Annotated in this window: 21 protein-coding genes and 1 pseudogene; 19 read left to right on the top strand and 3 right to left on the bottom strand. The window is 48.1% G+C overall.

Annotated features, from left to right (window positions below; genetic code table 11):
* Window positions 1-89: 89 nt before the first annotated feature.
* Window positions 90-773, bottom strand: coding sequence for a bifunctional demethylmenaquinone methyltransferase/2-methoxy-6-polyprenyl-1,4-benzoquinol methylase UbiE (ubiE, locus tag VNN20_17725; GenBank protein HWP94026.1), 684 nt, complete (start codon window positions 771-773; stop codon window positions 90-92).
* 207 nt (window positions 774-980) lie between these two features.
* Window positions 981-1865 (bottom strand): methylenetetrahydrofolate reductase [NAD(P)H], encoded by an 885-nt coding sequence (metF, locus tag VNN20_17720; GenBank protein HWP94025.1) that lies wholly within the window; start codon window positions 1863-1865, stop codon window positions 981-983.
* Window positions 1866-2083: 218 nt separating this feature from the next.
* Between metF and VNN20_17715 the strand changes: the two genes are divergently transcribed.
* From VNN20_17715 to VNN20_17705, 3 genes are all read left to right on the top strand, one after another.
* Entirely contained in the window at window positions 2084-2323 is a 240-nt protein-coding gene (locus tag VNN20_17715) for a hypothetical protein (GenBank protein HWP94024.1), read from the top strand.
* A 317-nt stretch (window positions 2324-2640) separates the two neighbouring features.
* A complete protein-coding gene (locus VNN20_17710) occupies window positions 2641-2871 on the top strand; it encodes a hypothetical protein (GenBank protein ID HWP94023.1) in 231 nt (76 codons plus the stop codon).
* A gap of 458 nt (window positions 2872-3329) precedes the next feature.
* The gene (locus tag VNN20_17705) at window positions 3330-3788 is read left to right on the top strand and encodes a group 1 truncated hemoglobin (GenBank protein ID HWP94022.1); all 459 of its coding nucleotides are present in this window, start codon (window positions 3330-3332) and stop codon (window positions 3786-3788) included.
* 347 nt (window positions 3789-4135) lie between these two features.
* Here the strand turns inward: VNN20_17705 and gloA are convergent, their stop codons facing one another.
* Window positions 4136-4534 carry a lactoylglutathione lyase gene (gene gloA, locus VNN20_17700; protein ID HWP94021.1) on the bottom strand — a complete coding sequence of 133 codons (399 nt, stop codon included), beginning with the start codon at window positions 4532-4534 and terminating at the stop codon, window positions 4136-4138.
* A 1002-nt stretch (window positions 4535-5536) separates the two neighbouring features.
* Between gloA and VNN20_17695 the strand changes: the two genes are divergently transcribed.
* The 16 genes and pseudogenes from VNN20_17695 to VNN20_17620 all read left to right on the top strand — a co-directional run.
* Window positions 5537-5836, top strand: coding sequence for a carboxymuconolactone decarboxylase family protein (locus VNN20_17695; protein HWP94020.1), 300 nt, complete (start codon window positions 5537-5539; stop codon window positions 5834-5836).
* 497 nt (window positions 5837-6333) lie between these two features.
* The gene (locus VNN20_17690; protein ID HWP94019.1) at window positions 6334-6804 is read left to right on the top strand and encodes a PaaI family thioesterase; all 471 of its coding nucleotides are present in this window, start codon (window positions 6334-6336) and stop codon (window positions 6802-6804) included.
* Between the two features lie 282 nt (window positions 6805-7086).
* Window positions 7087-7443 carry an RNA-binding protein gene (locus VNN20_17685; protein HWP94018.1) on the top strand — a complete coding sequence of 119 codons (357 nt, stop codon included), beginning with the start codon at window positions 7087-7089 and terminating at the stop codon, window positions 7441-7443.
* A 1194-nt stretch (window positions 7444-8637) separates the two neighbouring features.
* Window positions 8638-10479, top strand: coding sequence for a 2-oxoacid:acceptor oxidoreductase subunit alpha (locus VNN20_17680; protein ID HWP94017.1), 1842 nt, complete (start codon window positions 8638-8640; stop codon window positions 10477-10479).
* 30 nt (window positions 10480-10509) lie between these two features.
* Window positions 10510-11532: a 2-oxoacid:ferredoxin oxidoreductase subunit beta gene (locus VNN20_17675; protein ID HWP94016.1), complete on the top strand. Its 1023-nt coding sequence runs from the start codon at window positions 10510-10512 to the stop codon at window positions 11530-11532.
* A gap of 737 nt (window positions 11533-12269) precedes the next feature.
* Window positions 12270-12635, top strand: a complete 366-nt coding sequence (locus tag VNN20_17670; GenBank protein ID HWP94015.1) for an NADH-quinone oxidoreductase subunit A — start codon at window positions 12270-12272, stop codon at window positions 12633-12635.
* 50 nt (window positions 12636-12685) lie between these two features.
* Window positions 12686-13132: pseudogene (locus tag VNN20_17665) on the top strand (NADH-quinone oxidoreductase subunit B family protein).
* 69 nt (window positions 13133-13201) lie between these two features.
* Window positions 13202-13630 (top strand): NADH-quinone oxidoreductase subunit C, encoded by a 429-nt coding sequence (locus tag VNN20_17660; GenBank protein HWP94014.1) that lies wholly within the window; start codon window positions 13202-13204, stop codon window positions 13628-13630.
* Entirely contained in the window at window positions 13615-14757 is a 1143-nt protein-coding gene (locus tag VNN20_17655) for an NADH-quinone oxidoreductase subunit D (protein HWP94013.1), read from the top strand. The genes VNN20_17660 and VNN20_17655 overlap by 16 nt, the downstream gene beginning before the upstream one ends.
* Window positions 14754-15716, top strand: a complete 963-nt coding sequence (nuoH, locus tag VNN20_17650; protein ID HWP94012.1) for an NADH-quinone oxidoreductase subunit NuoH — start codon at window positions 14754-14756, stop codon at window positions 15714-15716. The genes VNN20_17655 and nuoH overlap by 4 nt, the downstream gene beginning before the upstream one ends.
* Before the next feature lie 13 nt (window positions 15717-15729).
* Window positions 15730-16224, top strand: coding sequence for an NADH-quinone oxidoreductase subunit I (locus tag VNN20_17645; protein ID HWP94011.1), 495 nt, complete (start codon window positions 15730-15732; stop codon window positions 16222-16224).
* Window positions 16225-16293: 69 nt separating this feature from the next.
* Entirely contained in the window at window positions 16294-16818 is a 525-nt protein-coding gene (locus VNN20_17640) for an NADH-quinone oxidoreductase subunit J (protein HWP94010.1), read from the top strand.
* Window positions 16815-17114, top strand: a complete 300-nt coding sequence (nuoK, locus tag VNN20_17635; protein HWP94009.1) for an NADH-quinone oxidoreductase subunit NuoK — start codon at window positions 16815-16817, stop codon at window positions 17112-17114. Before VNN20_17640 ends, nuoK begins: the two co-directional genes overlap by 4 nt.
* A 227-nt stretch (window positions 17115-17341) precedes the next feature.
* On the top strand, window positions 17342-19273 hold the full coding sequence (nuoL, locus tag VNN20_17630; protein HWP94008.1) for an NADH-quinone oxidoreductase subunit L: 1932 nt from the start codon (window positions 17342-17344) through the stop codon (window positions 19271-19273).
* Complete coding sequence (locus tag VNN20_17625; GenBank protein HWP94007.1) at window positions 19263-20810, top strand: NADH-quinone oxidoreductase subunit M; 1548 nt, start codon at window positions 19263-19265, stop codon at window positions 20808-20810. The genes nuoL and VNN20_17625 overlap by 11 nt, the downstream gene beginning before the upstream one ends.
* A 21-nt stretch (window positions 20811-20831) precedes the next feature.
* On the top strand, window positions 20832-22012 hold a 1181-nt coding region (locus tag VNN20_17620; protein ID HWP94006.1), incomplete at its 3' end, for an NADH-quinone oxidoreductase subunit N.

Genomic DNA, 22012 nt, shown 5'->3' with positions numbered 1-22012 from the left:
TATCTCCGCATGTTATCCGATTAATACTTTCTCTAGCGAGAAAAAATCGGGCATAGAAACTACCGTCGCTTAGCGCCAGCGGTTATTTCCTAGCCCTTCTTTATCCCAACGTAGATAATCACTGTTCCCATGGTAAGCTCGATTGTTTTCTTTACATCGAATCCACACTCTTCCATTAGCTGGATGAAGGATTCTCTTTGCGGGAATATGGAGATGGAATCACCCAGATATTTATATTCCTTTTTTGTCCCAAAGAGCGCCCCGACCAGGGGCATGAGATTCTTTAGATAGAACATGTATGCCGGGCTAAAGATTTTATTCCTGGGCACAGCGAATTCTAGAATGGCGATTTTTGCCCCCGGTTTAAGGATCCGGTTCATCTCCATGAGTGATTTCTTGGGGTCAACCGTATTTCTAATCCCAAAGGCGATGGTTACGGCATCGAAGGTGTTATCCTTGAATGCCAGGTTTTCCGCCGTCCCCGGCAGGAGGATCGCTCTCTTGTCTATCCCATGTGTGCGGAGCTTTTTCCTCCCGATCTCCAGCATCTCTAAACTAGGGTCTACCCCGACCGCGTAGCTGTTTTTTAGTTGATTTAAAACTTCAACGGCCACTTCCGCAGTTCCGGTAGCGATGTCCAGCACCAGGCCGGCGTTTCCTATTTCCTGCACCAGTCTTTTTCTCCACAGCCTATCTATCCCCATGCTGAATAGGGTGTTCAGCATGTCGTAGTTTTTCGCAACCGTGTTAAAAAGGGTTTTGGTTTCGGGCATGTCTTACAATTTTGCCATTGGCGGAAACGAAAGGATACGGGTTACTTAAGAGTATTCCGTGTAAAATTGGCATTGATATAAGATGCAGGTAAAAGATTTCATGAATTTTCTTTTTTAAGATCATGCATCATGAATCTTGCATCTGCTTATTTTTATTCGCCTTAATTTGCACTACATTTCTCGTCGAAGAATCTTTTCCTGGCTATACTACCGCCTTAGCGCCTCCATGATCCGCTTCATTTGGTTTGATTTGTTGAGTACGTAAAAGTGGAGTCCAGGAACGCCCCTAGCGAGCAGCTCCCGAGCCTGTCTTATGCATTGTCTCACCCCTACATCACTGGCCTTTTCATCGTCATCAAGGGCGGTGTCCAGCTCTTCCTGAAGTTCTGGAGGTATGGTGGAGCCGCACATAGAGGTAATCCTTTTGATCTGTCTCGATGATTGAATAGGCATCAGCCCCGGGACTACCGGTAGATTTATACCGGCGGACCTGACTTTGTCTACATAGTTAAAAAAATAGGAGTTATCAAAGAAGAGCTGCGTAATGATGAGGTCGGCTCCGGCTTCTACCTTGCGTTTCAGGTTGGCAATGTCTGATTCCATGCTTGGCGCTTCGATGTGCTTCTCGGGATAACCGGCTACAGCAATTCCTGACGGCTCTTGACCTTTCCTTTTTTCAAAGCGTCTTATGTGCTCTACTAACTGATATGCGTGGGAGTAACCGTCTGGAGGTGGAACATAGTTTTTTTCACCGATAGGTGGGTCACCGCGTAGAGCCACTATATTTCGGATTCCGGCGGTAAAAATCTGCTCAAGAATTTCATCCAGCCCCGTGCGGGAAGCCCCCACGCAGGTCAGGTGGCATGCTGTTTCCATGTTGTAGCCGTTTTTTATGAGCGATGCGATTTGAAGCGTCATTTTCTGTGTAGACCCCATGGCTCCATACGTTACGGTTATATAATCGGGGCCCAGGTCAATAAGCTCCGGAATGACCCGAAGCAACGCCTTCATTCCCTGGTCGGTTTTTGGCGGAAAGAGTTCAAAAGATATAATCGGTTTTGTGCTGTCTTTAAAATACTCCGGAAATCGCATGCTTCTTCGATCAAAATTTATTCAATTAATAAACCGCCAAATCAGATTACTTAATACATTGGTTTCATGCAAGGATAACAATCATTTGAACCTTTGATTAGCTTTAGGTAAGTTTTAGCAGACCGGATTTGAATCTGAGTTATTCTTTAAGGCTCTTTTTCGATAAAACTTCTTAATAGAGAATATAGGGAAAGAATAAACCAAGTTAGGAGTGTGCTATGAGTGAGAGCTGCATCAGAAAGACATTATCTACATTTCCCTATGGTAACATCCAGGAGTGTAGCTGTGGGGGATATTATGTCACCTTCGGGTATGTCACCCTGCGTTTGAGTTATGCCGAGCTAAAGTCTTATGCCGAGACGCTCAATAAGGTGGTCGAATCCATAGAAGGGAATCCGGATGACACCTATCCACGAGCCATGGCCAATAACCGGATTTTGGGAAAGAACACCACTTAAGGGATTCATTTTTTAGCTTTTATAACTGCGGAACGTTGAGTGGTACTTCCCCCGGTGATTTTAAACCCAATTTAATCCGTGTAACCCACTATATCCACTATATAAATCATAGGAATTTAAACAAATAAGTACTTTAGGTTGAGCATTCACTTAAAATATGCGCCTTTTTATTAAAGTCTATTGACAGGTGGAATCAGTGTGGTAAATTGTTGTATAATGAAATTGATTTTCAATATTAATATATTTAGTATATTACTGCTTGAGGGCTTTAAGGTCAATAGAAACTACACCGAACCTCGCTTTCAAGGGGGAATCCGATGAGCAGGATTCACTCCGATAGGGAGGAGGGGTTAGTTCTTTCAAGGTCGGCAATTGGTAGCGTCTGTAAATGTGCCTGCTGTAGTTATTACCACCTGTCTTTGGGGAATATAACCCTGAGGCTGGATCACCGGGATTTACTCGACCTAGCCGAGATGCTTATCGAGGCCCTTGAACGTAGCGCCATATCCGACTTAAACGGGAGAGAGTTGAACGGCAATGACGCATAAACTGAAATTATTAACACATAACAGGCTGGGAATGGTTCATAGATGCCAGTGCTGTTCTCAGTTCCATATAACTACTGGATCTATTTCCGTTCGCCTGAACAGAAAGGAGCTGGCTGGCCTGGTTGACCTGATAAGTATGGCACTCAAGCGGGAGGCCTTAATTCGATTACAACATCAAAATAATTGGCAAATTAACTGAAACCTTCGGGGAGCACGGGTAGGAAATAGTGCTTATCTCTCTACTTTGCCACTACCCTGCTTCCCGGTTTTTATTTCTCCCCCCGCTGCTTTAGAAGTTACCCAGCCCATATCCTTTTAGGGCGCACAATACACAATAGGAGTATTGACAAACCTCCTCTATTTTTGACATAATAAAAAACGGATGCACCTAGTCCAGTGTAAGCTGATTCCTAGAAGATTGCTTATTATTTTTTAATACCCACAAAAGGAGGAGTAAGATGAAACGGCAAGGTAGAGTATTGTCTTTTTTCCTGGTTTTAGCCTTGGTTAGCAGTTGGGGTTTCTCGCCGACAGTCGCCGAGGATAAGCAAGAAGAATCCCTTTACAAAAGACTAGGCGGCTACGACGCTATTGCCCTGGTCGTGGAAGATTTTTTTGGAAGAATGGTGCCGAATGAGCAGTTGGGAAAATATTTTATAGGACTTAGCACCGATTCTAAGAGGAAAGCCATGCAGCTCACCGTAGATTTTGTCTGCTCTGCTACCGGCGGACCCTGTCTATACACCGGGCGCGATATGAAAACCTCGCATACCGGGCTTGGTATAACCGAGAGCGACTGGGATCTGTCCGTAAAGCTTCTCACTGAAACTCTCGATAAATTCAAGGTGCCGGATAAGGAAAAGGGAGAGCTGCTCAATTTGGTAGGGAGCTTAAAAGGGCAAATAGTGGAACAGTAAACTTTGGCCTCCCGGGCCTAGGTTGCTATTAACCACTCGGAAAAGGTTGGCAACGAACATCATTTATCTTTAGTTTGAGTACCCTGGGACAAAATCCATCCTCCCCCCTTGAGGGGGGGTGTAGTATTTGATGCGCAGTGGGATCTGAGTTGGTTATTGGGAGGGAGGGTCCCAAGGAACCACATGCATCAAACGGAAATATAAGGTTATAAGGGTGGGGCGATGAAATTATCTTATCCTTGATAACTTAATACTTTATTAGTTGCCTTGATTGCTAGATAAGTCATTCTCGTCTGTTCAAACCGGGTTCTGCTCAATTATTCGGGAAAAAGTTTGTGAGCAGCAGGTCAATATTCTCCGGAATCATCTTTCCGCTCTATTAACTCAATTCTGTAGGAGTCCGGGTCTTCCACGAAGGCAATAACGGTCTGTCCATGCTTCATCGGACCCGGCGCCCTGACGATTTTTCCGCCGAGCGCTTCAATCTTTTTACAGGTTTCATAAATGTCCGTCACCCCAAACGCCATATGACCGTAACCGTTTCCCAGGTCGTACTTATCTGTATCCCAGTTGTAGGTCAGTTCTAAGAATGGCTCGGTATCCCCGCCGTAGCCCAAGAAAGCCAGAGTGAACTTTCCTCCTGGATAATCTTGCTTTCTATGAAGCTTGAGTCCCAGAACCTCGGTATAGAATCGTATGGATTTTTCCAGGTCGCCCACCCGAATCATAGTATGCAGGTACTTCATGGGAACCTCCAATTCTATTTGTTTCAGGCAAGCTATCACAGTGCTGGAATGATGTCAACCGACTTGTGTATCCTTAAAATTGACTAGAGAATTCCTAATATATGTGTCATGACGACAATGATTAATCCTGTGTACTTCAATTGGACGCAAAGTGGAGTCTGACCTGCAATCCATTATGACATATCATTCCGAACCCTTCGGCTCCTCAGGGTAAACTATATGAGGAATCTTATTCGGTCCCAGAGATTTTCTCCTATTTTCATGTTATCGTTCCCAAGTATTACCCGATTAATATCTTCGGGTACGCGCTTAAGTGGGAATCTGCCGATTTGTCATTCCCGCGCAAGCGGGAATCCATTGTTTTAAGTATGGATCCCCGATTAATCCTGTCCCCAAGTGTTTTTATTGGGGAACATTCGGGGATGACAACCAGGGTGGATCACCCGATAAAGCTCGTGCCCGCTCTCTTTTGGCGGGTAACATTCAGGGATGACATGGGGAGAGGATTTAAAACCGGGGTACCTAAGCTCAGAATGAACGGTTTTTTCTAACACTTTAACAGCGGATGCGAATCCGACCATCCTGAGCGACATCGAAGGATGGTGTTCCTTGAGGTGTTCGTCCTTCCCCCGGTTAAACCGGGGGACCAGCTCAGGACGAACGGGGCTATCGGCTTATCCGAGCATGTCTAAGCAGGGGGAAAGACAAGGGGTTGCTCATTTTCATTTACCCTCATCCTAACCCCCATCAAGGGCAAAGGAATTTACGCCAAAAATTTTCCTTCCCCCCTTGCCGGAGAGGATTAAAGGTTGTCAGGACGGGAACCCGAATTTTGAAAAAAAAGATGTTTTTATCTATCCAAAGTACTTGTTTTACGAGTGTGAACAGTTGGTTTCTAATTATTTTGGACAGCAATCATTTAACCCAGAATTTCTGTTCAACAGGGTTTATCGATGTGTTACCCTTTAGAGACAAAAATAACCTGCCAAGGAGGAATGAAAAATGGCTGATGATAAGAGATGGTTTGAAAAACGCGCACCACAGATGGCCGATGGCTGGTGGGAATTTTATAATGCGGTAGAGGGTGACACGGTGCTGGATAAAAAAACAAAGGCGCTTATCGCTATTTCCGTATCGGTGCATGGCAGATGCCCGCACTGCACCGAGTCGCGGATAAAAAAAGCGATAGCTTTGGGAATAAGCAAAGAGGAAATTGGAGAAGCAATCATGATGACGGCGCTTCTCTCATCGGGTACGCAAATTTTCTGGGCTAAGGAAGTTTATGATAAGTATTTAGGGTAACCGCAAATAAAAACAGCTTTACGGATCCTGGGGAGGGCGCTTGATTCGGGTCTTATATTCCCGGGTATAACACGCTTCACTTGGTCATCTGATTGAACTGCTGAACCAGGGCTACCAGCGTCTCCGGTGGATCTTCCTGGGAAAAACGGGGCTCAAAAGTAAAAGTGCGGTCAAAGGTTTCTTCTGCCGGGATCATGTTAATTCCTCGTTCTTATTTTAACTTAAACATTCTATCACATTATGATGATATGTATGACATCGTTTTAACTTGAGAGTTCCCTGTGGCTTGCCACAGGGTTACCTTATCCATCCTCCTCCTCGATGGGGGAGGATTAAGCCTGTTGTTGATTCACCCTCCCCTTCATCCCCTCCCATCAAGGGAGGGGAAATTTTCGGATACCCTGCAGCTTGCTGCAGGGTGGTTCATTTGCGGGGATTCCTTCCTGGTGTATACTCTCTGCAATTCCCGTAACAAATAATCTAAAAAGAGCGCACATATGAATCGAATTGCCATCCAGGATTATATGGATCGAAATAAATGCTGGGGCTGCGGGAGTAGTAACGAGCACGGACTTCATTTAAAGAGCTATTCCTCCGGCGATGAATATGTATGCACCTGGAAGCCCAGAGCATATCACATGGCCGGGCCGGAGGACTTCCTTAACGGCGGGATAATCGCCACCGTAATAGATTGCCACTCTATCTGCACAGCAATTGCCGATGCCTACAGTAGAGAGAAGAGAGAGATCAACACTGACCCATTCATCTGGTACGTTACCGCATCTCTCAAGATAGATTACCTCCGTCCGACTCCCATAGCAGAGGAAGTTACCCTGCGCTCGCGGATTAAAGAGGTCAAAGGAAAAAAGACCATCGTTCTTTGTTCTTTATTCTCTAGGGGAGATGAGCGGGTGAGGGCAGAGGTTGTCGCGGTGCGGGTGCCTGTCGAAACTTGGTATAAAGGATGATTTATGGGAAAAGGGAGGGTGGCGGTGTATCATCAGAGTAGGGGATGAGATAAAGAGGGGGCTTAGCCCCTTTTCTATGTTCATAACCTAACCGTTACTTGCCTTATCTTAGTCTTAAATGGAATATGTCAAGGGAAATTGCTTTAGCCCATATATATTCTTTATTCTTCGTGTTATACTGCATGGGACGGAAAGAAAATACCTTCCTTTCCTGATATAAGTAGAGTTAGGCGGAGTTATAGATGTTCACCTCACGGTGAACAAAACAGGAGGTCAACATAAATGAATATATACGTGGGTAATTTGTCGCGTGACGTTACTGAGGATGATCTGCGACAGCTTTTCGGGGGTTTCGGACAGATTACATCAGTAAACATCATCAAGGATAAGTTCAGCGGCGAATCCAGGGGATTCGGATTCGTGGAGATGCCGGACAAAGAGAGTGCTCAAGCGGCAATCAACGGGTTGAACGGGAAAGAGTTGAAGGGACGAACATTAAACGTCAATGAAGCCCGTCCTAGAACCGATCGTCGGGAAGGCGGGGGGGCTGGAGGTAGGGGAAGAAGGCCCGGCGGCGGCGGAGGGAGAAGGGGTGGAAGCAGCGGGGGCAGCCGTGGAGGTGGCCACCGCAGTTGGTAAGCTCTACTCTAGGCGGGAAGGTAACTTAACAACTTCGCCTGACATGTAAGCTTATTCCTAGATTCCTTTTTGAGATTTTCTAATTAGTTCCCTATTGCACTGTGGGTTTCGACACCCGGAAAAATAAGGGTGTGTTCGCCTTTGTATAAGGCCGGTTACCGCCTCAAAAGGTTATTTCCGCTAGTTCGCCCCGCAGGCGGCTACACTGGCCAGCCTGTTTGCGTGTTTACTAGTTTATGTTGGGGTATGGTATGTATGAATTGGGTTTACCGATCTTGAGGGAAGAAGATAGGTTTGAGAGATTGATTATTAAACCGGGGATCTGCGGAATAGATTTGATTCCAGGGGCGGCTTTATTTTCAACCGGCAAACCCACCAGCCCGTAAACCTTTTAACAGATTTCTTTTCAATTCCATATAGTTAGGATAGGGTCTCTAAAATTACAGAAATATGGCTTTGGTTTTCAGGGTTCGAAAAGCTCTATCCGATCAATTCTTTTCATGTGTTTCTTGTCGAAAGAACAGAGTTTCTTGAAACCCTTAGATCTCATGTAAGAGACTGTGTAAGTTAGCGTGTTTGGGTGTTAAATAAGAAAACTAAGAAGTGAATTTACCGATATCGATGGGAAGAAATGATTTTGAAAGGCTGGTTATGGAGCCTGGAATCTACGGTGTCGATTTTATTCCTGGAAAGCTGTATTTTCAACCAGCCAACCCGTAAACTTTTTAACAGGCTACTTTCAATCCCTTTCAGGAAGTAAGAGGGTTTTCTACTTTTACTGGATTTAACTTGGAATTATTAATGAAATAGCTTTAAGATTCCTCACGTGCTCCCTCATATTCATTCGGGACAAGGTTCGGAATGACACTGAAGGAGAAGGGGTGTTTATTGTGTGGGTGAACCTTGTGTTCACCGGTTAAAAACCGTGCGAATACAGTTCGACTAGCTCACTGCCGGCTAAGATTCGCCCCAAGTAATTGTTGGATTCACATTAATTATTTCTCGGGGTAGAAGGGCGAGCGTTGTGATAAAGGCCGTGAGGCGCTTATTTCGACCTTGGGCATGGGTTAAATTCCTTTTCTTGACAAGGGTTAATTCAACGTGCGATAATTCCATTATAATAATATGGTAAGCCTGTGGCTTGTTAATAATAAAAAGGCTATAATCTTAGGCTATCGGGTAGGGATATAACACATGGAAAAGGTAGAAAAATTAGAAAAAGTAACGGTGAAGTTCGCCGGTGATTCCGGGGACGGGGTGCAGATCATGGGAGACCAGTTTGGAAACGTCACCGCCGTCGTCGGTAATGATTTTGCCACATTGCCTGACTTTCCGGCGGAGATAAGGGCGCCACAGGGGACGACTTACGGAGTTTCTTCCTATCAAATCCAATTCGCCGCATACGATGTGTACACCCCGGGCGATAATCCAGACGTGCTGGTGGCCTTCAATCCTGCGGCGCTCAAGGTAAACCTGTCCTCACTGAAGCCGGGAGGGGCGATAGTAGTGAATGAGGATGAGTTCACCGAGCAGAACCTGAAAAAGGCCGGATTCTCCACTAACCCGCTCGAAGACGATACACTAACCTCGTATCAGGTTTATAAGATTCCCATCACCAAACTGACCTTGGAAGCGCTCAAAGAGACGGACATAGGGCACCGGGACAAGCTCAGGTGTAAGAATTTTCTAGCGTTGGGGATCATATCCTGGTTGTTCTCAAGGCCACTTGAGCCGATTATTAATTTTTTAAACAAGCGGTTTTCATCGAAACCGGAAATATTAGAGGCAAACCTGAATGCGCTCAAAGCCGGTTATAACATATGCGACACCATGGAGATATTCCCGGTTCATTATCAGATTCCCCCGGCCCGGTTAGAGCCGGGTAAATATAGGAATATAAACGGGGCCTTGGCCACCGCTTATGGACTGGTAGTCGCCTCGCACAAGTCGGGCCTGCCTCTCATATATTCCGGATACCCCATAACCCCGGCCAGCGAGGTCCTGCATATTCTTTCTGCACTGAAGCATCACGGGGCCATAGCCATACAGACGGAAGACGAGATAGCGGCCATTACCATGGCCATAGGAGCATCTTATGCCGGTGCACTGGGCGTGACCGGGACGAGCGGCCCGGGGCTGGCCCTGAAGATAGAGTCTCTAAATCTGGCGGTAATGACCGAGTTGCCTTTAGTGGTGTTTGATTACCAGAGGTCGGGAATATCCACGGGCATGCCTACCAAGACGGAGCAGGGGGATTTGTTGTTTGCTCTATACGGGAGGCCATCCGATTCTCACATCATAATACTGGCCCCGTCGTCGCCCTCCGATTGCTTCTGGATCTCCATCGAGGCGGTAAGGCTAGCCACGAAGTATATGACCCCGGTGCTGGTGCTTTCGGAGCAGTTTTTGGTGCATTCATCGGAGCCTTGGAAGTTGCCGGAGCTAGACGATATACCGCCGATAGAGATAAATTTCCGGACCGACCCAGAAGGGTTCTTTCCGTATATTCGGGATGAGAAGACCCTGGCCCGGCCGTGGGTGAAGGCAGGGACGCCGGGACTTGAGCACAGGATAGGAGGGCTGGAGAAGAGCAATATTTACGGGAACGTTTCATACGACCCGGAGAACCACGACCTGATGACCAAGATGAGGTCGGAAAAGGTAGATAGGGTGGCCCAAGACATACCGGACGTGCAGGTGGTCGGGCCTGCAGATGCGGATATGCTGGTAGTGGGATGGGGGAGCACTTACGGACATATAAAAGCGGCGGTGGAGATGGCAAACGGCGATGGAATGAAGGTAGCAATGGTGAATCTCAGATACCTGAATCCTCTTCCCCGGAATCTTGGAGAGGTGCTCCGGAGGTTCAAGAAGGTGCTGGTGCCGGAGCTAAACCTGGGGCAGTTGCAGTTGGTGCTGCGGGCAAAGTATCTGGTTGATGCAATTGGATATAACCGGGTAACCGGGAAGCCTTTCGGTGTGGGAGAGCTTTTAGAATTTATCAAGGAGGAGTATAAAGGGTTAAAGATTCATTGAACTCAATTTAGAGAGGTAAGAGAGAAGAAAATGAGCACGACAGTAGAAGAAAGAGAGCAAATAAAATATAAGCCTAACGATTTTAAATCGGACCAGGACGTAAGATGGTGTCCCGGGTGTGAGGACTACGCCATACTGAAAGCCTTCCAGACGGCCCTGGCCGAGATCGGAATAGCGAGGGAGAAACACGCGGTAATATCGGGAATAGGCTGCGCCGCACGTCTGCCTTATTACATGACCACTTATGGGTTTCACACCATACACGGCAGGCCCATCCCGGTGGCGACCGGGGTGAAGGTAGCCAATCCGGAGCTATCGGTCTGGGTGATGACCGGAGACGGGGATGCCATATCCATAGGCGGAAACCACCTGATACACGTAATGAGGAGGAATGTGGATATAAACATCCTTCTTTTTGACAACCGGGTGTACGGCCTGACCAAGGGGCAGTACTCACCGACGAGTGACCGGGGAACTGTCAACAAATCCGCTCCGATGGGGACGATAGAGGAGCCGGCAGAGCCGTTGGCTCTGGCGCTGGCTTCCGGGGCTACATTTGTGGCTAGGACATCGGCGGCTTATGTGAAACACCTGGTGGAGCTGATAGTGGAGGCGCACAAGCACAAGGGGACCTCCTTCATACATATATACCAGAACTGCTATGTGTATAACGACGGGGTATTCGACCAGTTCACGGAGAAAGACGTAAGGGAGGACAGAAACATCGTCCTGGAACACGGCAAGCCGCTCCTGTTCGGTAAGAACAATGATAGGGGTTTGAAGTTTAAAGATGGAAGGATCGAGATAGTGGAGTTTAAATCCGGAAATCCGCCCGACGACATAACGGTTTACGATGAGACGAACCTCTCTCTGGCCCTTTCTCTTTCAAGACTCTACTGGCCGGAGTATCCGGTGCCTATGGGGATATTCAGGAGGGTTCAGCAGCCGACCTTTGAGGACTCGATACAGGCGCAGATAAAAAGGGCCAAGGAGAAGTTATCGCCGGATATTAACCGCCTGCTATATTCCGGCGACGTGTGGGAAGTGAAGTAAAATTAGAAGGCCATTCCAAGACTGTATCTAACGTAGGGGTTCAAAATTTTGAGCCCCCTACTTGATCTCCTGCAAGAATATCCCACCTCACTGCTGTCCAAAATAATCAGGAATCAAACAATCCATCCCTGTAAAATAGGGCTTTTACAGATAAAACGGATAATTTCGAATCAGGTTGCCTTCTTAGGTGTTTGTTATGTAAATGTGTCCAAATCATATCCGTTCACCTAAGCCCTGTATGTCCTTATGACATTGGTTTTTAGAAATGGGATTGCTTTGTTGCAGGGTCTTTCCCTACACTTTGCAAGCACAATCCTAATCATAGATTAGATTGGAGCACTTCTCCACATGTCATCCCTGTTCCCCGGTTGAACCGGGAATCAACCGAGGCTACTCTCTGCATGTCATCCCCGAAATCTGTAATCGGGGATCCACAATTAAAAATTGGATTCCCGGTTGCGCGGGAATGATGGAAAGGGGAGAATCTCTGCAACCGATTTATTCAAGCTTTTGCACATACAAGAACCGTCACAAACATCGAAACATAGCCTAAGAGTGAATGGTGAGGAAAAGTAGGACATAATATATATGTTGCTTAACATTTACTTTATCGGAAAATTCGACTAAGATTGGTTGATATAAGTTATTAACATGGATTTGCAAACTGAGGTTCCTGAAGAGGTGTTTGCCGGGTTTATAACGAGCCAGTATCACTTCATTGGTTAAGGAGGACATAAGTGATTTCATATTTAAATTTACTCCTCTTTTTCTGTATAGTACTTTCATTTGCGGTAGGCACACTTTTACTGGCCAAGTTAATCAGGTTTCGAGACCCAAACATAGACCCGGTCAAGGTCCAGCCTTACGAGTGTGGAGAAGACCCGGTAGGCGACGCCTGGACGCGCTTTTCCATTTCCTTCTACTTGATTGCCCTTGTATTTGTCTTATTCGATGTGGAGGTAGCCTTCCTTTTTCCCTGGGTGCTTTCACTGTCAAAATTGGGGCTCCTTGCCTTTATAGAGATGCTTATTTTTCTGTCCATCCTTTTTCTGGGATGGCTCTACGCTTTTAAGAAGGGAGATTTAAAATGGGAACGCCAGTAGACGGACAGAGACCCCGGTCAGGGCTGGAAGCACTGGGCGATTTAATTAGCCTGCCCGGCTTAAACATTCTTCTTACCTCGACAAAAAAAATCTTTTCATGGGCGGAGAAATCGAGTCTATGGCCCTTGAGCTTTGGTCTGGCCTGCTGTGCTATCGAGATGATGGCCACCTTTGCCTCCCGGTTTGACCTGGACCGTTTTGGAGCAATCACCCGGGCTTCTCCGAGACAATCGGATTTGATGATAATAGCCGGGACCGTTACGGTTAAGATGGCCGAGCGCATAAAAAAACTTTATGACCAGATGCCCTTCCCCAAGTGGGTAATAGCTGCTGGGAGCTGTGCCATATCCGGGGACCATTATCGCCACATCTATAGCGTCGTCCCCGGTGTTGACTGGGTCATCCCGGTGGACGTTTACGTTTCCGGCTGCCCTCCCACTCCGGAAGCCTTCATGGAAGGCCTGATCAAGCTTCAAGGCATTATCGCCGAGGGAAAGACAAGACCGCATTTGAATATAGCTTCAAACGGCTTGCAGCCAGAATCGTCTAAATCGAAAACCTTAAAAATGGTAGATATGCCCAGGACCGGAACATATATCTTACCCGGCGAGGTGGAGGCTTATGCCAGCGACCTGAAGAATAGAGGTTTTGATTTTTTAGCATACATCACCGCCGTTGATTATATGGACAGGATTGATGTGGTGTATAGCGTTCGCTCACTAGAGAATAACGATGAGCAAAACTGGAAGGTGAGTGTTGACCCATCCAATTCTATTGTCCCATCTATCACACATATATATAGGGGCGCGGAGTGGCATGAGCGTGAAGTATATGACCTTTTTGGGGTTGAATTTACCGGACATCCGGACCTCCGCCGTATCCTTCTTCCCGATGATTGGGAGGGCAACCCTTTGAAAAAAAGCTACCTTATGGACACGCCAAAACTACCTTACCGTCCGTCCAGAGAGGAGTATGAGGCATGGAAGAAAGGGTAATAGAGCGCGAGTTTGGGGAGCTGGCCGTGAATATGGGCCCGCAGCACCCTTCGACGCATGGTGTTTTTAGGATGGAGCTTCATCTCAGAGGAGAGACGGTGGTAAAAGTCGTTCCCCATATCGGATATCTTCACCGCGGCGTGGAGAAGCTTTCGGAGACGTTGGACTATGATATGTTGCCCCCGGTTTATGAGCGCGATGATTATCTCTCTCCAACCGCCAATTCCCTGGCATTTGTCCTTGCCGTGGAAAAGCTGGCCGGTATCGAGGTACCGAAGCGGGCGAGCTACCTACGGGTGATGGTAGCAGAGCTCCAAAGGGTTGCTTCTCATCTGGTTTGGCTCGGCACCTTTGGACTCGACCTAGGTGGCGCTCTGGGAGGAGGGTCCACCCTCTTTCTCTACTGCTTTCGGGAGAGGGAGAAGGTTCTTGACCTGATGGAATCCCTCACCGGGACGCGCTTTCACACCAATATGAACCAGGTTGGCGGCGTGAGATACGATGTCTATTCAGGGTTTGATCGCGATGTTTCTCAAACAGTGAGTTACCTTAAGGAAAGAATAGGCGAGTATAAAGATATGCTCGAAAATAATCCCGTTTTTTTAGAGCGCACCAAGGGTGTTGGTGTAGTACCACTAGAGCTTGCGAAGGAAGTAGGGGCCTCCGGCCCCGTCCTCCGTGGCTCCGGGGTGGCCTATGACATAAGGAAGAACAAACCCTACTCAGATTATTCCGATTTTGACTTTCAGATCCCGGTGGGAAAGGACGGAGATGCCTATGACCGCTACCAGGTCAGGTTAGAGGAGATGTTCCAATCCCTCTCCATCATCGATCAGGCGATAGGAGGGCTTCCGGAGGGGCCGATCCATTCTCGAAAACCGGTAAAGAGCCCTTTATTGCTCAAGCCGCCTAAGGGAGAGGCCTATGCTCAAGTGGAATCTCCGCGCGGAGAGCTTGGAATCTTCATCGTCTCAGATGGGAGTTCCAAGCCCTACCGGGTGAAGGTAAGGTCCCCTTCATTCTCGAACATCGCCCTTATTCCCTATATCCTGCCCGGACACTTGGTGGCCGATGCAGTAGCCATACTGGGCTCTTTAGACCCGGTGTTTGGAGACGTGGACAGATGATATCCGCCGAAACCGTCGCACATGGAATAATGTTGCTTGGAGCAATCCTGGGAGTAGTTACATATCTCACTTGGGTGGAGAGGAAGTTTGCCGGAAGGCTTCAGTCCCGTGTAGGCCCGTACCTGGTCGGGCGCCCTCATGGCTGGCTTCAACCGATAGCGGATGCCCTAAAACTATTCATCAAAGAGGATATTACCCCGTCCAAATCGGACGGGTTCCTGTTTAATCTGGCGCCGGTGTGGGTGGTAATAGCAAGCCTTATAGGTTTTGCATTTCTCCCTCTTACCGCCAGTTGGGTGCTGGTCAATATTGACCTGGGGCTTCTATATTTTAGCGCAACCGGTTCCCTAATCGTGATCGGTATATTCATGGCCGGATGGGCTTCAAACAATAAGTATGCGCTTATATCGGCGCTGAGATCGGCGGCACAGGTAGTTGCTTATGAGGTTCCGCTTCTACTCTCGCTCCTTGTCCCGGCAGTGCTTGCCGGCTCTTTAAGCTTTCTGAATATTATTCAAGCTCAAGAGGGTTACTGGTTTATTCTTTTTCCGTTGGTAGGGCAGGTCTCTTTTTTGACGTTTCTCCTGGCCGCTCTAGCCGAGGGAAATCGTATTCCTTTCGACCTATCCGAGGCGGAGTCGGAGTTAGTTGCCGGGTTCAGCGTGGAGTATTCCGGGATGAAATTCGCTTACTTTTATCTGGCGGAATACGTCCACCTCCTAGCTATCTCACTACTGGTGAGTATTCTTTTCTTTGGCGGCCCGCTCGGCCCCTTCTTCCCCGGAGGTGTTTGGGTAGCCATCAAAACGATTGTCGTGTTTCTCTGCGTTCTTTGGATCAGGTGGAGTTTTTTGAGGGTGAGAATCGACCAGTTGATGATGCTTAACTGGAAGGTTCTGACGCCTCTTACCCTGGCCAACCTACTTCTCGCCGGTCTGTGGGTGAGCTTGAAAATGTAAAGAGGGGTTAGTAATGGCATACAAGGTCAGCAAAATTCGGCTAGCTAAATTCACGCTTTTGGCGTTCTGGTTTACGTTAAGGAATCTATTTCGTAAGCCGGTGACGGTTCAATATCCGATGGTCAAGCGACCCATACCGGATAGATGGCGCGGCGGCACTTTTGCCCTCACTACCGATAAGGAGACCGGTGATGAAAACTGCATCGGATGCAAGCTCTGCGAGAAGATCTGTCCTTCCGGGGTCATAGACGTAGAGATGGAAAAACACGATGGAAGAGGCTGGGCGAAGAGCTTCGTCCTAGACCTCCAAGGGTGCCTTCAGTGCGAGTTGTGTGTCCAGGTCTGTCCGACCGATGCTATAGTGATGCTTCAGGGAATGGAGACACCAGTAACCAGAAGAGAGGATTTTATTCTAGACAAGGATAAGCTCATGATGAATGAAAATGTCTACCGGGCCGCATGGGCTACCGGGCTTAAATTGCAGGACCTGCACGAACCTAAAAAGTAATACGTTTTCAGTACTCGAACAATGATTAAGGACTAGCGGTTTAGGAAAAATGACAAGGCGGATCCTCAAGTGAATGGGGAAACCATCACATTCTCGGTCTTGGGCCTGGGTATAGTAGCCTCTTCGATCGCTGTAGTTTTCTCCAGGCGCTTACTTCGAAGTGCTATTTTCCTGGCTCTTTCCCTTCTTCTTACTGCGCTATACTACATCTCTTTTGGAGCGGAGCTTCTTGCCGGCATCCAGATACTTCTATACACCGGCGGGGTTATTACCCTGATAGTCTTTGTAATCTTGCTGACGGAGACTGTAGAGGTAAAGAAGCATGAGGAGACCCATCGTGCCCTAGTGCCCGCTCTCATGGCCTCCTCACTCTTTTTTTTCATTCTGGTTTACTTCACCTGGACCTCTCCCAAGATACGGTCTTTAGCCGCGTCAAAGCCTTCTTCTCAATTTAACGTTTCTGAATCACTCTCCGAGCATCTTTTTCGAGAATGGGTTCTGCCTTTTGAAGTGCTTTCTCTTCTTCTTCTGGCGGCAATAGTGGGGGCGCTGGTTCTGGCTCGTCGGGAGAGAAGAGACGGGGAGGGGACATGAGCTTTTATTTCGTACTCTGGGTAGCTTTTTTGGTTTTCTCCATCGGACTTTTTGGAGTCTTGAGCCGTCGACACCTGGTGGCGGTAATCATGGGGATCGAGCTCATGTTTAATGCGGCCAACCTGGCAGTGGTTTCTATTGCCTGGGCTTATGGAGTACTTACCGGACAGATAATTGCTCTTTTTGCCATTGCCATTACCGTTGCCGAGGTAGCCGTAGGGCTCGCTCTGTTTCTCCTTTTGGAGAGGGTTAGAAAAACAGTCGAGGCAGACGAGATTAGTTTGATGAAGGGATAGGATGAGTTTATGTAAGGCTGGGTTGTTTGGCTTGAGAATTCACTTCGGTTTGCCACAGGATTTCCGCTGTCATTGCGAGGGAGAGAAACGACCGAAGCAATCCTTTGAAAAATGCGAGATTGCTTCGCTATCACTCGCAATGACAAGGGGAGGGTAGTGTTCGCGGCGTTGGTGTTAAACCTACAACGAGGTGCAGTAATAATCAACTTGAAACTGGGAAAAACTAAATGACCTCGATTCTTCTTCTCTTAATACTCATTCCGCCCTTTGTCTCCTTTGCCCTGAACGGATTGATCCCGCCCTTAAGGAAGAGTAAAAAAGGGGCAGCCGGTGTGAGCATTTTTTCGATGCTGGTTTCGACCCTAGCCTCGATTTTCCTTCTGGTTAGAACCCTGGGTGTAGGGGTTCACAATTTTGAGCCCCTGCTATTCGAATGGATTCCTTTAAAGACATTCTCCCCAATCCATTTTGGTTTCTCTCTCGACCCGTTGGCGGTGGTGATGCTTTTTGTGGTGGCTCTAGTGGCCTTAATCGTTCAGGTTTACTCCCTGGGCTACATGAATGAAGAGACGCCTTCAGGCTTCGGGCGTTATTATACGTTCCATTCCCTCTTTGCCTTCTCCATGCTCGGCTTCGTGGCTTCCTCCAATCTCCTTCAGATATACATATTTTGGGAACTGGTCGGTCTTTGCTCATATCTGCTCATCGGGTTCTGGTATCAGAGGCCGGAGGCGGCACGCGCCGCAGTTAAGGCCTTCTGGATAACCCGGTTTGGGGACGTTGGGTTTGCCATAGGAATGGTGATCCTATGGGGTGCTACGGGTACTTTTCTTCTCTCCGAGCTGTTTGTGAGAGCGCAGGAACTCTCCAGCGCATATCTATTCCTATGTTTGCTCCTCATATTCTTCGGGGCCATGGGAAAGAGCGCCCAGTTCCCGCTTCACGTATGGCTTCCCGACGCGATGGAGGGGCCGACCCCGGTTTCTGCCCTGATTCATGCAGCCACGATGGTGGTAGCCGGCGTCTATTTGGTGATTCGCCTTTTTCCTCTTTTTCAGTTATCCCCGGAGATGCTTTCTTTCATACTGTGGATAGGTTCTATTACCGCTCTGATAGGAGCGGCTCTGGCCCTTATTCAATGGGATATCAAGCGTATTTTAGCCTACTCTACGGTTTCTCAGATCGGCTACATGATGGCCGTCGCCGGCGCCGGTGGAAAGGCCTTGAGCCTATTTCACCTTTTTACACATGCCTTTTTTAAGGCCCTTCTCTTTCTGGCTGCAGGAAGCATAATCCATACCCTTCATACGAACAGCATCTGGGAGATGGGAAGACTGGCAAAGAGGATGCCCCAGACCACCATGCTCTTTCTCATAGGGGCCCTGGCCCTCTCCGGGATTTTTCCCTTTTCCGGTTATTTTTCAAAAGACGAGATTCTCGTCTGGATGCATGGCAAAGGATTTACCGTTCACTTCTTAATACTTCTTCTCACCGCATTTCTCACCGCTTTTTATATGTTCCGTGCCTTCTTCGTCGTGTTCGTGGGAGACAAAGAGCCGAAGGGGCACGCGCATGAATCTCCATGGGTCATGACCCTCCCCATGTGGGTTCTAGGGCTGCTCGCCCTGGCGGGCGGATTTCCGAAAGAAACCTTTTTTGAATTCCTGGAACATGGCTCGGAATCCTTTCACTCTTTATTAGCATATTTGCCCCTAGCTATCTCCGTCCTGGGGATAGGAATGGCCTGGCTCTTTTATCAGAAAAAGTTCTTCAACCCCTCACGGGTAGCCGAAACCTTTTCTCCTATCACATTGGCGCTCGAGAAAAAGCTCTGGCTGGATGATATATACGAATGGCTATACCGGAGGGTCTTGGACGGCCTTTCCGTTCTCTGCGGCTGGTTTGATAGATACATCGTAGACGGCCTAGTAAACGCCGTCTCCTGGTCTATAAGACAGTCCTCCCGCGGGTTAAGGGAGATTCAAACCGGCCGTATTCAGGATTATCTCTACGGTATAATCGCTGCGCTTATTCTTCTCATTTGGCTTGCGTTTGGAGTATCTCCGACCGGTGGGAGCGCAACCAAGAAAATAGAAAACGCCGTGAAGTATGATCTCTTGACGGGCTCCAAGGAGGATAATATCAGACGTGATAGGTGAGACCTTTCCAATTCTCTCCCTGATTATTCTTTCTCCGTTTATTGGGGCTGTTATTCTCCTTTTGCTGCCTAAAGAGTTTAATCTCGGAGTCAGGCTTACCGCCCTATTTTTCTCACTCGTATCCTTTCTGGGAAGCTTATACCTAGTTCTATATTACGACCGCGTCTCCGCGGGTTTTCAGTTTGTTGAATTCTTTCCGATCGTGCCGACTCTGGGGATTTCTTATTACTTTGGAGCAGACGGGATGAGTATCATACTGATTCTTCTCACTGCCTTCATCTTGATTGCCGGTGTGTTTGCTTCCTGGACGACACCTTTCAGGGGTAAGGAATACTACATTCTCCTTCTCCTCCTGGTTACCGGGGTTTTCGGTGTTTTTGCCTGTCTTGACCTCTTTCTCTTCTTTCTATTCTACGAGCTTGCCGTTCTTCCCATGTACCTCCTTATCGGTATATGGGGCTCTTCCACCAGCGTAGTGCCGAAGGGTCCATTTGCCATCGCCATCAAGGAAATGGGCCTGGGGAGCAAGGAATATGGAGCCATGAAGCTGACCCTATATCTCCTTTTCGGCTCGGCGTTTATCCTGGTTGCATTCCTCGGGCTATACAGCTTTTCCGGACTTAAAACATTCAATTACATAGCTCTGGCAGGGGTTAGTCTCGACCCATCGCTCCAGAATTGGCTTTTTCTACTATTGTACGTCGGGTTCGGAAGCCTTGCCGGTATATGGCCCATACATACCTGGTCTCCGGACGGCCATGCGGCGGCGCCTACCGCTACCTCCATGATGCACGCCGGGGTTCTGATGAAGCTAGGCGCCTACGGGATAATACGGATGGGTATGGGACTTCTTCCGGAAGCGGCACAAACGTTCGCTCCGCTAATCGGAACGATTGCCGTGATAAATATCGTATATGGGGCCTTTGGGGCGATGTGGCAGAGGGATTTGAAGTACGTGGTTGCCTATTCATCGGTCTCTCACATGGGGATAGTGATGCTTGGAGCGGCCACGTTAAATGAGATGGGCATGAACGGCGCGGTCTTTCAGATGTTCTCCCACGGTATCATGACCGGTCTTCTCTTCGCCCTGGTAGGGCTTATATACGAGAAGGCTCACAGCCGGGAAATACTGGAGATGGGTGGATTCGCCAGGCGTATGCCCGGGATCGCCACATGCTTTGCCATAGGCGGGCTTACATCACTCGGGCTTCCCGGTTTAAGCGGCTTTGTGGCCGAGCTGCTGGTCTTTCTCGGGGCCTGGAAATCGTCTTATTCCTGGTGGCTCATCCCGGCAGTTTTCGGAGCCTTTGTCACAGCGGTGTATGTTCTCCGGGTTCTTAAATGGATTTTTTTCGGTCCGGAAAATATTTCTTCTCGCAAAGTAGATTCGAAGGACTTGAGGGATGCAATCGGTGTGGAGTGGGTCGCTCCCCTTTTTTTATCTGCGGTTTTAATCGTGACCGGACTCTATCCGAAATTGCTTCTAGACCTGGTCGATATTTCGGTTATGGATTTCTTGAAGGAGATACTGAAGTAAGAGAGCAACTGTAAAACGGACATGTTTAAACCGCTTTCTCTGGAAATAGCGCTCACCATAGGAATACTGGGAATTTTCCTCTTAGACCTTTTTCTGAATCAGGACAGAAAACGGGTTCTCGGAGTCTTAACCCTTCTTCTATTGATATTTATTCTGGGAATAAGTGGCAGTGATTCAATTTACGGAACCGCTTTCTCCGGGACATTTATCAGTGATTCGTTTGCGGTTACTCTAAAACAGCTTTTCATAATAGCCACCGGCCTTGCCGTGTTGGGTTCGTTAAGCCATACAGAGAAACTGCTTGCGGGAAGAGAGGGGGAATATTACCTTCTACTTCTCTTTTCTCTCCTGGGCATGATGATAACCGTTTCGTCAAGAGAGCTTCTCCTCCTATTTGTCGGGTTTGAGCTTATGAGCGTTCCTCTTTACGTGCTCTCCGGGTACGACAAAAAAAATTCAAGAAGCGTGGAAGGGGCCATGAAAATCTTTCTCTTCGGGACCGTTTCATCTGCATTGCTGCTCTTAGGGATAGGGATTTTCTTCGCCGCAACCGGGACGACGAGCTGGTCCCCTGAACATGTTTTGAATGGATTAAACGACCCACTGGGTACATTGGCGCTTATCCTGCTCCTTACCGGGTTCGGGTTTAAGATTGCCGCTTTTCCCTTTCAATTCTGGGTTCCGGATACCTATGAGGGCGCTCCCACCCCTTTCGTAGCCTTTCTTTCAGTAGCGCCGAAGATAGCCGGGTTTGGAATACTTTTCCGATTCTTCTTCGAGGCGCTAGAGCCTCTGGCTCCTGCCTGGACACTATACGCAATTTGGCTCGCCGCTCTAACCATGATAGTAGGAAACCTTCTGGCCCTGCCCCAGCGCAATATTAAAAGGCTCCTTGCCTACTCCGGAATTGCCCATATCGGTTACATGCTTCTCGGACTGGCCAGCGGCTCGAAGTTCGGCCTGGAGATGAGCGTCTTTTATTTCGTGGCATATCTTTTTTCCAACATGGGTGCATTCCTGGTGGCCGAGGCGGTGCACCGGGCTACCGGGAGCGATGAGCTCGACTCCTACAGAAGTCTTCACAGTCGTGCACCTTTCTTGTCCCTGGCTATGCTCTTATTCCTTCTTTCCCTGGGGGGCATTCCATTTGTGGTAGGATTCTGGGCAAAGCTCTACATATTCCTGGCAGCCGCCGAGGCAGG

This window comes from Thermodesulfobacteriota bacterium, assembly GCA_035559815.1.
GTDB lineage: Bacteria > Desulfobacterota_D > UBA1144 > Nemesobacterales > CSP1-2 > DATMAT01.
The sequence above is the reverse complement of the archived record's forward strand: the minus strand, read 5'-3'. Positions and strand labels throughout refer to the sequence as shown.